Genomic DNA, 14,223 nt, shown 5'->3' with positions numbered 1-14,223 from the left:
GGAGCGGCTGCGGTTGGATGCTAGATTTGAACTGATGCCAGCCCAACAACCCTCTGGGGATGCCTTGAACGACGCAGCAAACCTGCCCCGCGTATCCATTGTCATCCCGGCCTACAACGAGGAGGGCGTTATCAGGCAGTGCCTGATAGCTGCCATCTACCAGTCGGTCCCGGCCCACGAGATCGTGGTGGTGGACAACCTTTCCAAGGACCGGACCGCTGACATCGTGCGCCAAATGCAGCTCGAATACCCGGAAAGCCCGCTGGTGCTGTTGAGCCAGGATCAGCAGCAGGGCCTTATTCCCACCCGGAACTTCGGGCTGGACAACGCCACGGGAGATGTCCTGGGCCGGATCGACGCCGATTCGGTAGTGGAGCCCGACTGGGTGGAGCAGGTGCAGAGGGCGTTCGTGGACCATTCAGTCCAGGCGGCCACGGGTCCGGTGGTCTATTACGACATGCCCATGCGCCGGTTCGGGCTCAAAGCCGATGACAAAATGCGCCAGCTGATGCTGAAGCTGGCTAAACACCAGTACCATTTCCTGTTCGGCTCCAACATGGCCCTCCGCTCCTCCGCCTGGGACGCCATCCGGGCAGAGACCTGCCTTGATGAAAAGGACGAGATGCATGAGGACATCGATCTGTCCCTGCACCTCGCCGAACACGACCTGAAAATCCAGTACTGCCCGCAGATGGTCTCCGGCATGTCCGCCCGGCGGCTGGAGGACTCACCGCGGGACTACCGCTATTACGTCACGCGGTTCGACCGCACCTACAAGGCCCACAACGTAAAGAAGATGGCGCTAAAGGCTCCCATGGTGGTGTTCTTTTCGGTGTACTTCCCCGCAAAGCTCCTCCGGGCCATCCACACGGTCAACACGGCCCAGCCTGTGCGCCGCGGCGGCCAGTAGGCCGCCGGACAGGGCGCCCTCAGTCCGTTCCCAGCTCTGCAAGCGGGCGGTCCGACGGCGGTTCCTCCTGCCCGTTCCGCGCTGGCCTTCCCCGGCGCCCGGACCTGCCCGACCTTTGGCCCGTCACGACGACGGCGAGTCCGGCCAGAATCAGGCCCAGCCCGGCATAGGTTCCGGCCGGGAGCGTCTCCTTGAGGAAGACCGCGGCGAGCAGCGCAGCCCCCGGAATTTCCAGAAGGATGATCATGGACACCAGCAGCGGGCTCATAGTGGCCAGCAGGTGATTGAACGCTGTGTGGCCCACAAGCTGCGCGCAGACTGTGATAGCCAGGATCCCCAGCCAGCCCGCCGCTTCGAAGCCCGCCAGCGGTTGCCCGGCCAGAAGAGCCATGACGGCCACGACTGCTGCACACATCCCGTAGCAGAGGGTGGTGTAGGTGCCCGTCGTCATGCTTTGCCGGGCCTTCCCGCCTGCCAGCGTGTAAAGGCCGGCCAGCGCGCCGCCGGCCACGGCCAGGAGGTCACCCAGCAGGGCCTGCGGGGAGGACCCCATGTCAAACCCGGTGATGGCTACAACACCGCCGAAAGCAATGCCCAGCCCGGCCAGCACCTGCCAACGGTGGCGGGTCCCGCGGAAGAGTTGAAACACCGCAATCCACGCCGACTGCAGGCACACCAGCGCAGTAGCTGCCGCGACAGAGGTGAGCTGCAGCGAGGTGATGAAGCAGGCAAAGTGGAATGCCAGGGCAATGGCGGCCAGCAGGCACCAGCGAAACTCACGTTTGGTGATCCTGCCGAATTGCCGGGGCTCCCGGACGAGAGTGGGGGAGGCCATCACGGCCGCGCCGATCGCATTGCGCCAAAAGGCAATGGCGAGTGCACTCACAGTGGTGGCGCCCAGGGTGGCAGCAATCAGCGGACCGGATGACGCGACGCCCAGGACGCCGAGGGCTGCAAGAAAGAAGTTCACTGACCAACCCTAATGCGCAGTTCGACTGCTGTTTGAGCTCATGCCGCGGACAAAGCAAAAGTCCCGGCCGGCGTTTCCGCTGACCGGGACTTTCCTATGGTGGAGGCACGGGGACTCGAACCCCGAACCCCCTGCTTGCAAAGCAGGTGCGCTACCAATTGCGCCATGCCCCCATAAGAAGCAACCCGTCAATCATACCCTAGAACCTGGAGGCCTTTGACCAGCTCCAGTCCGGGTCCCGGCGCTAGTCCACCGAGTCGGTTGACTTGCTCCAGGCATCTTTCCGGGCTTCGGATTCCTGTGCTTTCCGGTAGAGCAGGACGCCTGCGATCGCCGCTGCCAGTACAAGCAACTTCTTCACATGCTCCCCGTTCCGGTCCGGCTGCGGGTTACGCGAACCAGACCTGCTTGAACCTGCACAGGTTCCGTGGGCGTACCAGGACTTGAACCTGGGACCTCTTCGTTATCAGCGAAGCGCTCTAACCGCCTGAGCTATACGCCCCGATGCCTCATCGGGCCGAGACATGACTTTACAGCACATCCCGGCCCGATCTCAAATCGGGCGTTTTCGCCGGTATCTGGCCGGCGAAAACAGGGAACTAGTCGTCCGTGAGGGTGACGCCAATACCGCCCACAAGGGTGGCAGAGATGTTGTAGAGCACGGCGGAAAGCATGGAGAGAGCGGTCAGCAGGACCACGTTCACCACCGCGATGATGGTGGCGAAGGATGCCACCTGGCCCAGAGAAGCCACCTTCTTCAGCTCAAAGCCGCCGCCTTCGGAGCCGGCCAGGGTACCCAACAGGCTGTCCACCTGATCGAAGATTCCGGTGAGGTCAAGAACAGTCCACAGCACAATGGCGGCCACCACGGTGACAATTCCCAGTGCCACGGACAGCAGGAAAGCCATCTTGAGGACGGACCACGGGTCCACCTTGCTGATCAGCAGCCGTGCACGCCGGACCTTCGCTTTCGGAGCAGGCTTGACGAGGCCCGGGGTGCCTTGCCCTGTACCGGCCGACGGCGGACGCTGGCCGGGTGCCGGGCGCTGGCCGGGCTGTCCCACGGGACGCTGGGCCGGCGGTCCCGCCGGCCGGTCGCCCTGGGCCGGACGCTGGCCGGGGACTGCCGGGCGCTGCCCCTGGGCGGCGGCAGGGGCGGCAGGGCGCTGTTGCGGACGAACGGGGGCGTTTACCCGTGGAGCGGCTGAGGGCCGGCTGCCGTCGGGAACGGTACTGTTCGACTTGGGAAATGAGTCGGGATTACTCACTCGTTACCTCCGTGTAGTCTTCGTTCTGCTCAGCGTTGCCCGAGGCGTCCTCTGACTCAACGGCCAGTGGTTCTTCTGCCAATGCTGGGCTGGCTGATTCCTCGAGGGATCCGCCGTCTTCAGCCAACGTTACGTCATCCTCCGGTGATTCCTCGCCCTCGAGGCCGCGTTCGCTGTTGCGTGCCACCTCGATAATCCGGTCGTTTTTGTCCGGCTTGGCAAAGATCACGCCCATGGTGTCACGACCCTTGGCGGGGACGCCGGCAACGGAGGACCGGACCACTTTGCCGCCCTCCATGACCACCAGCACCTCATCCTCTTCCTGGACGATCAGCGCGCCCACGAGGTCGCCGCGTTCTTCGGCAAGCTTGGCTACCTTGATGCCCAGCCCGCCGCGTCCCTGGAGCCGGTATTCCTCCACCGCTGTCCGTTTGGCGTACCCGCCCTCGGTCACGATGAACACGTAGGAGCCGTCAGTCACCACATTGGCGGCCAGCAGCTCATCCTCCTCGCGGAACTTCATTCCGGTGACTCCGGAGGTTGCCCGGCCCATGGGCCGGAGGGCATCCTCGGTGGCGGTGAAACGGATGGACTGGCCCTTGCGGGACACCAGCAGGAGGTCGTCGGTTTCCGAAACCAGCTGCGCGGACACCAGCTCGTCGCCGTCGCGCAGGTTGATGGCAATCACGCCGGCGGAACGGTTGGTGTCGTAATCCTCGAGCCGGGTCTTCTTGACCAGCCCTCGCTTGGTGGCCAGGACCAGGTACGGCGCCTGCTGGTAGTCCTTCAGGTCCAGGACCTGGGCGATGTGTTCGTCCGGCTGGAACGCCATGAGGTTGGCCACGTGCTGGCCCTTGGCATCGCGGCCCGCCTCCATCAGCTCATAGGCCTTGGCGCGGTAGACGCGGCCCAGGTTGGTGAAGAAGAGCAGCCAGTGGTGGGTGGTGGTAACGAAGAAGTGCTCCACTACGTCGTCGCCGCGGAGCTGGGCACCCTTGATGCCCTTGCCGCCACGCTGCTGCGAACGGTAGTTGTCGCTGCGGGTGCGCTTGACGTAGCCGCCGCGCGTAATGGTGACCACCATCTCCTCTTCGGGAATGAGGTCTTCCATGGACATGTCGCCGTCGAATCCCATGAGGATCCGGGTACGGCGATCGTCACCGTGCTTGTCCACGATCTCGCCGAGCTCGGTGCTGATGATCTCGCGCTGGCGCTGCTCCGAGCCAAGGATTTCGTTGTACTCGGCGATCAAGGCTTCAAGCTCGGCGTGCCGGTCCTGGATCTTTTGCCGTTCCAGGGCGGCGAGGCGGCGCAGCTGCATGTCAAGGATGGCGCGGGCCTGGAGCTCGTCGATGTCGAGCAGTTCCATCAGTCCGTCGCGTGCCGCTTCGGTGGTGTTGGACGCGCGGATGAGGGCGATCACCTCGTCCAGCATGTCCAGTGCCTTCAGGAGCGCCCGCAGGATGTGGGCCTCTTCCTCGGCCTTGCGCAGCCGGTACCGTGTGCGGCGGGCAATGACATCCATCTGGTGGGTCACCCAGTGCCGGATGAAGGCGTCCAGGCTCAGGGTGCGGGGGACGCCGTCAACAATGGCCAGCATGTTGGCGGAGAAGTTGCTTTGCAGTTCGGTGTGCTTGTAAAGGTTGTTCAGCACCACCTTGGCCACGGCATCGCGCTTGAGCACGATGACCAGGCGCTGGCCCGTGCGTCCGGAGGTCTCGTCGCGGAGGTCCGCAATGCCCTGGATCTTGCCGTCCTTGACCAGTTCGGCGATCTTGATGGCCAGGTTGTCCGGGTTTGCCTGGTACGGCAGCTCGGTGACCACCAGGCAGGTGCGTCCCTGCAGCTCTTCGACATTTACCACCGCGCGCATGGTGACGGAGCCGCGGCCGGTCCGGTAGGCATCCTCGATGCCCTTGTGGCCCAGGATGGTGGCGCCGGTGGGGAAATCGGGACCCTTGATCCGCAGCAGGAGTTCTTCCAGCAGTTCTTCGCGGCTGGCGCCGGGGTTGGCCAGGTACCACTGCACGCCGTCCGCCACTTCGCGCAGGTTGTGCGGCGGAATGTTGGTGGCCATGCCGACGGCGATGCCGGAGGACCCGTTCACCAGCAGGTTGGGGAACCTTGCAGGCAGGATCGTGGGTTCCTGGTTCTTGCCGTCGTAGTTGTCCTGGAAATCGACGGTTTCCTCGTCGATGTCCCTGACCATTTCCATGGCAAGCGGGGCCATCTTCGTTTCAGTGTACCGGGGTGCCGCAGCGCCATCATTGCCCGGGGAGCCGAAGTTGCCCTGGCCGAGGGCCAGGGGGTAGCGCATGGTCCAGTCCTGGATGAGGCGGACCAAAGCGTCGTAGATCGCCGTATCGCCGTGCGGGTGGTACTGGCCCATGACCTCGCCCACCACACGGGCACACTTGTTGAAGGAACGGTCAGGCCGGTAGCCGCCGTCGAACATCGCGTAAAGGACCCGGCGGTGGACCGGCTTCAGGCCGTCCCGGACGTCCGGGAGGGCACGGCCAACAATGACAGCCATGGCGTAGTCCAGGTAGGACCGCTGCATTTCTGTCTGGAGGTCCACCTGCTCCACGCGGTCGATCAGCACGTCGCCTTCAAGAACGGTGTCCGGAGTGCCGGCGTCGGAGGCCGGGTTCTCGGGTGTTTCGTCGCTCATTAATTAATTTCCGTTTCAGGTATATGTGAGATTCCGAATATTAGGACAGCGTGCTTCCTAGATATCGAGGAACCTGACGTCCTTGGCGTTCTGCTGAATGAAGTTGCGGCGTGATTCAACGTCCTCGCCCATCAGGACCGAGAAGATCTGGTCCGCCGCGAGGGCATCGTCCATCGTCACCTGCAGCAGGGTGCGGTGGTCCGGATCCATGGTGGTGTCCCACAGTTCGGTGTAGTCCATTTCGCCGAGGCCCTTGTAGCGCTGGATGCCGTTGTCCTTGGGGATCCGGCGTCCGGCCGCCTGGCCGGCCACGAGTTTCGCGTCGCGTTCGCGGTCGCTGTAGACGTAATCATGGGCTGCGTTGGACCACTTGATGCGGTACAGCGGCGGCTGGGCAAGGTAGACATAGCCGTTCTCAATGAGGGGGCGCATGTAGCGGAACAGCAGCGTCATCAGCAGGGTGGTGATGTGCTGTCCGTCCACGTCGGCATCCGCCATCAGGACGATCTTGTGGTAGCGGAGCTTGGAGAGGTCGAAATCCTCTCCAATACCGGTTCCGAAGGCGGTGATCATGGACTGGACTTCGGCATTGCCCAACGCTTTGTCCAGGCGTGCGCGCTCCACGTTCAGGATCTTTCCGCGCAAGGGCAGGATGGCCTGGGTCTCCGGATTGCGGCCGCGTTTTGCGGAGCCGCCGGCGGAGTCACCCTCGACGATGTAGACCTCGCACTTTTCCGGGTTCTTCGAGGAGCAGTCAGAGAGCTTGCCCGGCATGCCGAAGGATTCCAGCGGGCTCTTCCGGCGGGCGTTGTCCCGTGCCTTGCGTGCGGCCATTCGGGCCTGCGCTGCGGAGATCGCCTTCCGGATGACGTCCCGGGCGGGCCCGGGGTTGCGTTCCAGCCAGTCACCCAGTCCGTCAGTTACCACGCGCTGGACGAAGCCCTTGACCTCGGAGTTGCCGAGTTTGGTCTTGGTCTGGCCTTCGAACTGGGGTTCGGCAAGCTTGACGGAAATGACGGCGGTAAGGCCTTCGCGGATGTCGTCACCGGTGAGGTTGTCGTCTTTTTCCTTGATGATTCCCTTCTCACGCGCGTAGCGGTTGATCAGGGACGTCATGGCAGCGCGGAAGCCTTCTTCGTGGGTTCCGCCTTCATGGGTGTTGATGGTGTTGGCGTACGTGTGCACACTCTCCGAGTAGGCGTTGGTCCACTGCATCGCCATTTCGAGGGCTATCTTGCGTTCTTTGTCCTCGGTTTCGAAGGCGATGACGTCTTCGTGGACCACATCCACCTTTTTGCCGGAGTTCAGGTGCTTGACGTAGTCCAGCAGGCCTTCGTCGTACTGGTACACCACGGTGCGGTGCTCTGCGCTGACTTCGCCCTCGGTAACGACGGCGTCCAGGTCCAGGTCGGCGTCGGCATCCGCCTCAGCAGCGGTGCGCTCGTCCGTCAGCGTGATGCGAAGGCCCTTGTTGAGGAAGGCCATCTGCTGGAAGCGGGCACGCAGTGTCTCAAAGTCGAATTCGGTGCTTTCGAAGATCGCGGGATCCGGGTAGAAGGTCTGGGTGGTACCGGTGAGGTCCGTTTCCTCGCCCTTGACCAGGCTGCCCTGCGGCTTTCCGCCGTCCGCGAAGGACATCCGCCAGACATGGCCCTGGCGCCGCACTTCAGTATCCACGCGGCTGGAGAGGGCATTGACCACGGAGATGCCGACGCCGTGGAGGCCGCCGGACACGGCATAACCGCCGCCGCCGAACTTTCCGCCGGCGTGCAGGATGGTCATGACGACTTCAACCGTGGGCTTGTGCTCCGTAGGGTGCATGTCCACGGGAATGCCGCGGCCGTCGTCCACCACTTTCACGCCGCCGTCGGCCTGCAGGACAACCTCGATGTGGGTGCAGTAGCCTGCAAGGGCCTCATCCACTGAGTTATCAACAACTTCGTAGACGAGGTGGTGGAGTCCGCGCGGTCCTGTAGAACCGATGTACATGCCCGGGCGCTTCCGTACCGCCTCCAGGCCTTCAAGGACAGTGATGTCGCTGGCACCGTATTCACGCGGCGTCGCCGATGCGGCCGGGGTGTCAGGCGTACGGGCATCCTCGACTGCGGGTTCAGCTGCCAGAATATCTGTATTGTCGTTAGCCACAGGCGCTGTCGACTCCTCTGTTCTCGATGATGGCCGGCCGAGTCCCCTCCTGGATCAGGAAAGTCATCCGCCAACAGGCACAAACTTATAGCGCCGGTGGCCTGCTGACGGTGGGGATCCGCACTCCGCGTGCTGTGAGCGCGCGAAAACGGACTCAGTCAACGTTTCACCCGCGCCCAGTTATCTACACCGATTCTACCGCGCGACAGCCCATTTCCCCGCATTCCAGGGCCGTCTGCGGACAGTGGTGTGCCCATGCGAGGGCATTGGCCGCGCCTAGGGCGCGCTGGAAGTACGGCCTCCGGGTGCCTATACGCCCGGCGTCCCTTACAGCGCTCTACACGCCGTTGGGCGGATTTTCAAGAGTCCGGTGCCGGCACTACCCGTAAGTGTCCCGGGGGCCCCGGCCGTTTACCGAACGGCCGCCCTTGCGCCAGCTCGGTGCCGCAGGGCCAAGCACCTTGATGCTGGTTACCACTCCGTCGCCCAGCTCCACCCGGAACTTCTCCAGGAGGCTGGTGCTTAGCAGGCGCAGCTGGGTGGCCCAGGCGGTTGAGTCGCACCGGACGTGCAGGGTGGTGTCGGTGAAACTTTCCGGGACGCAGTGGGCCGAGATTTCAGGACCAACCAGGGTTGCCCATTCAGCCATCACGGACCCCACCGCCACCGGGGAGGTCCAGCCGCGTTCCGCCACCAGGCGTCCCACCACCTTGCCCAGGCCAAGGGGGTCGCGGCCCGTGGCGTGGAACTGGCTGAAGCCTCGGGTGTCGCGGGTGCCCTTTTTCGCCTTTGAGGTGCCCGGGCGGTGCGCTGCCCTGCGGATTTCGCCGCGCGCTGCGGCTGCTTCCCGCATCCGGTTCAGGGCAACCTGCGGGGCATCGATGTTGTCGGGATCGCGGCCGGGCTGGAGCCCGCCGCCCTTCTCATTGTCCCTGCTCATCAATACCTCCCGGGATGACCTTCACCCGCCGTCCGGACAGGCCTTCCGGGATGTCGGCGTCGACGGCGGCGGTCACCAGGACCTGCTCCGCGCCGGAGACTATTGCGGCCAGTTTACGCCGCCGCTGGACGTCCAGCTCGGCAAAAACGTCGTCGAGGATCAGGATGGGAGCAGACCCTCCGGTACGGGCGTCGTCCAGCATCACGTAGTAGGAGGCGAGCCGCAGCGAGAGGCACATGGACCATGTTTCGCCATGCGAGGCATAACCCTTGGCCGGCGCCTGGCCCAGGATGAGTTCCAGCTCGTCGCGGTGCGGTCCCACGAGCGATATGCCCCGTTCGATTTCCTTCCGGCGGGATTCGGCGAAGGCGCGGACGTACCGCTCCGCCAACTCGTCCACAGAGAACCGGCGCAGGTCTTCCACGTCCGGCGAAGTACCTCCGGCCGCGGTGCCCGCGGCGGGAGGGAGCGCTGCGCCGTCGTCGTCCATCTGGCTCTGGAGGGTGGAGCGGTAGACGGCGTCTGCCGGTTTTGACGCGTCGGTGAGGTCCGCATATGCCCGCGCCAGATGCGGGCGCAGCCGCTCCACCAGTTCAAGCCTGGCGTGGAGCAGTTCGGCGCCGGCCTTCGCCATGTGCTGGTCCCACACGTCGAGGGTTGCCTCATGGGCAGGAGTGAATTTGCCTGCCCGGGCAGACTTCAGCAGCGCATTGCGCTGCTTCAACACGCGGTCGTAGTCGCTGCGGGTCGCGGCATGATGCGGAATAAGGCTCGCGAGCAGCTCGTCCAGGAAGCGGCGCCGGTTCGAGGGATCCCCCTTGACCAGGGCCAGGTCCTCCGGAGCGAAGAGGACCGTTTGGCATATGCCGAGCAGGTCACGGGCGCGCACCGGATTACTGCGGTTGATCCGGCCGCGGTTTGCCCGCCCTGCGTTGATTTCAAGTTCCAGGACCGTAGTCTGACCGCCCCGGACCAGGCGGGCCCGCACCAAAGCCCGGTCCGTTCCAAACCGCAGGAGGGGTGCATCCGAGCTGACGCGGTGGGAGCTGAGGGTGGCCAGGTAGCCGATGGCCTCCATCAGGTTGGTCTTGCCGATGCCGTTGTATCCCACCAGGACTGTGACGCCCGGAGCCAGGGCAAGGTCAACCTGGGCGTAGCTGCGGAAGTCGGTCAGGGAGAGGTGTTCGAGGTACACGCGGTTTTCGGCAATTCTGGGAACCTCGCGGGTTCCCGGCTGGATGCTATTTGGCGGGGCGGGTGGAGTGGCCGCCGAACTGGTGGCGCAGTGCGGATACCATCTTCATGGCCGGTGAGCTGTCCTCGCGCGATTCGAAGCGGGCGAACAGTGCCGCAGTGATGGCCGGGGCGGGAATTGCGTTGGCAATGGCCTCTTCCACCGTCCACCTGCCCTCGCCTGAATCCTCGACGTAGTCGTCGATGTTCTGCAATCCCGGGTCTTCATCCAGCGCCTTGACCAACAGGTCCAGCAGCCAGGACCGGACCACCGTGCCTTTTTGCCAGGCGCGGAAGGTTCCGGGAAGGTCGTTGATGATGTCTTTGGAAGCCAGCAGCTGGTATCCCTCGGCGTATGCCTGCATCAGGCCGTATTCGATCCCGTTGTGGACCATCTTGGCGTAATGCCCTGCGCCGATCCCGCCCACGTGCACGAAGCTGTCCTCACGTTCGCCCTCCGGGCGCAGGGCATCAAACACCGGAAGGGCGCGTTCGATATCCGCAGCATCTCCGCCCGCCATCAGGCCGTAACCGTTCTGCAGGCCCCAGACTCCGCCGGAGACGCCACAGTCCGCAAAGCGGATGCCCCTGGCGGCGAGGAGCTCACCGTGTTTCTGGTCCTCCGTGAACCGCGAGTTTCCGCCGTCGATCACCAGGTCGCCCTCGGCGAGTTTGTCGCCCAGTTCCTTGATGACGGCGTCCGTGATCTCACCGGCGGGAACCATGACCCAGATCAACCGCGGCACCGGGACTGCGGCAAGGAGTTCATCAAGGGTGGCGACGTCGGTGATGTCCGGGTTCCGGTCGAAACCGGTGACCTCCACGCCGCCCTTGCGCAGGCGTTCGCGCATGTTGAATCCCATTTTGCCAAGGCCGATCAGTCCAATGTGCATTCTGGAACTCGTTTCTGCGCTAGAGGTGTGGCTGCGGGACCGTGTTCCCAACTAGGTAGCGCTAAGTGTCGTTTTGAACCTCCAAAACGACACTTGGCGCTACCTAGTTGGAGGGGGGCTAGTTGGGCAGGCGGACCGGCATCACCAGGTAGCGGTAGTCATCCTGGTCCTCGCCGTCGGCGTCCGCCTGGGCTGTGATCATGGCCGGCTTGGGCGCAGTGGTGAACGAGAACCGGACGAACTTGGTCTCGATCACGCTGAGGCCTTCCACCAGGTAGTGGGGGTTGAAGGCCACGGTGATGTCGTCACCGGAAAGCTGGGCCTCAAGTTCCTCGGAAGCCTGGGCGTCCTCGCCGGTACCGGCGTCCAGGTTCAGGAGCCCCTGGGTGAAGGCGAGCCGGACGGGGGTGTTGCGTTCAGCTACCAGGGAGACACGGCGCACCGCTTCAACAAGCTCCTGGGTCTGAACCGTGGCATGGATGGGAGTCGAGTCCGGGAACAGCGACCGGATCTTGGGGTAGTCCCCGTCCACCAGCAATGAGGTGGTGGTTCGTCCGCCGCTTTCGAAACCGATCAGCCTGCTGTCGTCGTCGGCGAGGGCAAGGTTGATGTCACCGCTGTTGCCGAGGGTCTTGGCAACTTCGTTCAGGGTTTTTGCCTTGACCAGGGCGCTGGTGGAGATGCCCGGGGTGACCGGCTTCCACGGCACTTCACGCATGGCAAGGCGGTACCGGTCAGTGGCGAGCAGCGTGATGAGGTCGTCCTCGATTTCCATCCGCACGCCGGTGAGGATGGGCAGCGTGTCATCCTTGCTGGCGGCAATGATGACCTGTGAAACCGCCTGGGCGAAGGAATCACCGGGGACAGTTCCGCTGATGGGCGGGAGTGCGGGAAGCGGCGGGTACTCGGCCTCGGGCATCGTGGCGAGATGGAAGCTGCTTCGGCGGCAGGTCAGCGTGACTTTGTTGCCGTCCGTTTCGACGTCGACCGGTGCCGAGGGGAGGCTGCGGCAGATGTCGGCCAGGAGCCGGCCGGATACCAGGATGGTGCCTTCGTCCCGGATGTCCGCTGTGATTTCCAGCCGGGCGGAGGTCTCGTAGTCAAAGCTGGAGAGGCTCACGGTGCCCGCTTCGGCCTTCAACAGCAGGCCGGACAGGACGGGCACCGGCGGCCGCGGAGACAACGACCGGGCTGTCCAGGTGACGGCTTCTGCCAGGACGTCCCGATCGACTCTGAACTTCACGGAAGGGTGCCGCCTTTCATTGCTGCTGCCATAAGACCTGGAACTTCCCGCAGGCAGTTCCAAAAAGTGGGGTGCCCCACCACCTGAACCTGCATGGTCCGTGCTGCAGGAACCACACGAAAACCCAAGGATGGGAGCGCTGCTGACAGCTTAGCCGGAAGATCGGGGATTAACCCATCCCCGGTGGTCCCGACTGCCCGGAGGGCCGCCCGGCCCGGTGTGGTCTGGACGAGCGCACAGGTCTTGTTGTTTGAGGGATTTCAATTTTTTGGGATTAGTAGTGTTAATAACTGCTGTGGAAACTGTGGATAACCTCCCCCTGCCGCGGGTTCCAGCGGTTAAGCCCTGTTCATCCACTGTGGGCGGCGCAGGTTTTAAACAGGGTGTGGATGGGGACAAGATTTTTTGCGATTTTGCGAATCCACAGGCGCCTTAAGGGTTTTAAGCCCATTAACCGCGGTTGTCCCCTTAAGTATCCACAGGCTTATCCACATGCACCTGTTAATAAGGTATAGGTGCGGCCGGCTAGGAGTCGCGCTGCTGCTGCTTGATCCGGTTGGTCAGCTCAGTTACCTGGTTGTAGATCACACGCCGCTCGGCCATCAGTTCGCGGATCTTCCTGTCAGCGTGGATCACTGTGGTGTGGTCGCGGCCGCCAAGTTCCTGGCCGATCTTCGGCAGCGACATGTCCGTGAGCTCGCGGCAGAGGTACATGGCAATCTGGCGCGCCGTCACCAGGGTCCTGGTCCGCGACTTGCTGCACAGCTCTTCCATGCTCAGCTTGAAGTACTCGGCCGTCTGCTGGAGGATCTGGCCGGACGTGATCTCCTGGGCGCCGTCGTCGGTAATGAGGTCCTTGAGGACCATCTCCGCAAGTGCCACATCCACGGGCTGCCGGTTGAGGCTTGCAAAGGCAGTGACCCGGATCAGTGCACCCTCAAGTTCACGGATGTTGCTGGAAATCTTGGATGCGATGTATTCCAGTGCGTCATCGGGAGCAGAGAGACCTTCGCTCAGGGCCTTCTTGCGGAGGATGGCGATGCGGGTTTCGAGTTCCGGCGGCTGGATGTCCGTGAGGAGGCCCCACTCGAAGCGGGACTTCATGCGGTCCTCGAATCCTGCCAGCAGCTTGGGCGGCTGGTCCGAAGTGATGACCACCTGCTTGTTGTTGTTGTGCAGGGAATTGAAAGTGTGGAAGAACTCCTCCAACGTCCGGTCCTTGCCCGCGAGGAACTGGATGTCATCGATGAGCAGTACGTCCACGTTGCGGTAGGTGGTCTTGAAGCTGGCGCCCTCATCGTCACGGATGGAGTTGATGAAGTCGTTGGTGAACTCTTCCGAGTTGACGTAGCGGACGCGGATGCCGCTGTAGAGCCGGCGGGCATAGTGGCCGATGGCGTGCAGCAGGTGCGTCTTGCCCAGCCCCGAATCACCGTAAATGAACAGCGGGTTGTAGGCCTTTGCCGGCGCTTCAGCGACGGCGACGGCCGCAGCGTGGGCGAAGCGGTTGGAGGAACCAATGACGAAGGTGTCGAAGACGTACTTCGGGTTCAGGCGGCCGAACTCGTGCGAAGTGCTGGGCAGCATGGGCTGCGGCTTCTGTTCGATGAGCTGGTCCGGGGAGAAGGACGGCTCGACGACGACGGGCTCGGGTTCTTTGTGGATGGGAACCAGGTCCGTGTCCACGTCGATGGCGCACCGGATGTCCTCGGAGAAAACGTTGTGCAGTGCGTCATCCAGGGCGTCCTTGACCTGCGTCTGGAGCACTTCGCGGGTGAGTTCGTTGGGAACTGCCACCAGGAGCGTGGACCCGATCAGGCCCTGCGCCTGGGCAAGGATGACAAAGCCACGCTGCCGCGGTGAGACACGGTGGTCCTGTTCCAGCAGGCTGACAACGCGCCGCCAGGAACTTCCGACAGTATTGGCGTGGTTGGCTTCGTCTACTGTCAT

At 63.5% G+C, this 14,223-nt stretch carries 11 protein-coding genes and 2 tRNA genes; 1 reads left to right on the top strand and 12 read right to left on the bottom strand.

The features are described from left to right. The first annotated feature begins 34 nt into the window (after positions 1 to 34). Positions 35 to 910 carry a glycosyltransferase family 2 protein gene (locus SMD14_RS00065; protein ID WP_321214852.1) on the top strand — a complete coding sequence of 292 codons (876 nt, stop codon included), beginning with the start codon at positions 35 to 37 and terminating at the stop codon, positions 908 to 910. Positions 911 to 929: 19 nt separating this feature from the next. On the opposite strand, the gene SMD14_RS00060 is transcribed toward SMD14_RS00065, so the two are convergent. From SMD14_RS00060 to dnaA, 12 genes are all read right to left on the bottom strand, one after another. After that, positions 930 to 1,880 carry a DMT family transporter gene (locus SMD14_RS00060; RefSeq protein WP_321214851.1) on the bottom strand — a complete coding sequence of 317 codons (951 nt, stop codon included), beginning with the start codon at positions 1,878 to 1,880 and terminating at the stop codon, positions 930 to 932. Positions 1,881 to 1,977: 97 nt separating this feature from the next. After that, a tRNA-Ala gene (locus SMD14_RS00055) sits at positions 1,978 to 2,053 on the bottom strand. Positions 2,054 to 2,124: 71 nt separating this feature from the next. Beyond that, on the bottom strand, positions 2,125 to 2,241 hold the full coding sequence (locus SMD14_RS00050) for a DLW-39 family protein (RefSeq protein WP_234005471.1): 117 nt from the start codon (positions 2,239 to 2,241) through the stop codon (positions 2,125 to 2,127). 67 nt (positions 2,242 to 2,308) lie between these two features. Then, positions 2,309 to 2,382, bottom strand: a tRNA-Ile gene (locus SMD14_RS00045). Positions 2,383 to 2,479: 97 nt separating this feature from the next. Next, positions 2,480 to 3,148 (bottom strand): DUF3566 domain-containing protein, encoded by a 669-nt coding sequence (locus tag SMD14_RS00040; protein ID WP_321214850.1) that lies wholly within the window; start codon positions 3,146 to 3,148, stop codon positions 2,480 to 2,482. Further along, positions 3,141 to 5,819 carry a DNA gyrase subunit A gene (gene gyrA / locus SMD14_RS00035; protein WP_321214849.1) on the bottom strand — a complete coding sequence of 893 codons (2,679 nt, stop codon included), beginning with the start codon at positions 5,817 to 5,819 and terminating at the stop codon, positions 3,141 to 3,143. The genes SMD14_RS00040 and gyrA overlap by 8 nt, the downstream gene beginning before the upstream one ends. A 57-nt stretch (positions 5,820 to 5,876) precedes the next feature. Next, positions 5,877 to 7,964 carry a DNA topoisomerase (ATP-hydrolyzing) subunit B gene (gene gyrB / locus SMD14_RS00030; protein WP_321214848.1) on the bottom strand — a complete coding sequence of 696 codons (2,088 nt, stop codon included), beginning with the start codon at positions 7,962 to 7,964 and terminating at the stop codon, positions 5,877 to 5,879. Positions 7,965 to 8,343: 379 nt separating this feature from the next. Further along, on the bottom strand, positions 8,344 to 8,904 hold the full coding sequence (locus tag SMD14_RS00025; protein ID WP_157240147.1) for a DUF721 domain-containing protein: 561 nt from the start codon (positions 8,902 to 8,904) through the stop codon (positions 8,344 to 8,346). Continuing rightward, entirely contained in the window at positions 8,888 to 10,099 is a 1,212-nt protein-coding gene (gene recF / locus SMD14_RS00020; RefSeq protein ID WP_321214847.1) for a DNA replication/repair protein RecF, read from the bottom strand. Before recF ends, SMD14_RS00025 begins: the two co-directional genes overlap by 17 nt. A 46-nt stretch (positions 10,100 to 10,145) precedes the next feature. Beyond that, positions 10,146 to 11,030, bottom strand: coding sequence for a phosphogluconate dehydrogenase (NAD(+)-dependent, decarboxylating) (gene gnd / locus SMD14_RS00015; protein ID WP_321214846.1), 885 nt, complete (start codon positions 11,028 to 11,030; stop codon positions 10,146 to 10,148). Positions 11,031 to 11,148: 118 nt separating this feature from the next. Continuing rightward, entirely contained in the window at positions 11,149 to 12,273 is a 1,125-nt protein-coding gene (dnaN, locus tag SMD14_RS00010; RefSeq protein ID WP_321214845.1) for a DNA polymerase III subunit beta, read from the bottom strand. 525 nt (positions 12,274 to 12,798) lie between these two features. After that, on the bottom strand, positions 12,799 to 14,223 hold the full coding sequence (gene dnaA, locus SMD14_RS00005; RefSeq protein WP_157240151.1) for a chromosomal replication initiator protein DnaA: 1,425 nt from the start codon (positions 14,221 to 14,223) through the stop codon (positions 12,799 to 12,801).

This window comes from Pseudarthrobacter oxydans (genome assembly GCF_034258515.1).
Taxonomy (GTDB): domain Bacteria; phylum Actinomycetota; class Actinomycetes; order Actinomycetales; family Micrococcaceae; genus Arthrobacter.
The sequence above is the reverse complement of the archived record's forward strand: the minus strand, read 5'-3'. Positions and strand labels throughout refer to the sequence as shown.

Coding starts and splice junctions, on each gene's coding strand:
- gnd (WP_321214846.1), bottom strand. CDS start 11,030: ATGCACATTGGACTGATCGGCCTTGGCAAAATGGGATTCAACATGCGC.
- dnaA (WP_157240151.1), bottom strand. CDS start 14,223: ATGACAGTAGACGAAGCCAACCACGCCAATACTGTCGGAAGTTCCTGG.
- SMD14_RS00065 (WP_321214852.1), top strand. CDS start 35: ATGCCAGCCCAACAACCCTCTGGGGATGCCTTGAACGACGCAGCAAAC.
- gyrA (WP_321214849.1), bottom strand. CDS start 5,819: ATGAGCGACGAAACACCCGAGAACCCGGCCTCCGACGCCGGCACTCCG.
- SMD14_RS00025 (WP_157240147.1), bottom strand. CDS start 8,904: ATGAGCAGGGACAATGAGAAGGGCGGCGGGCTCCAGCCCGGCCGCGAT.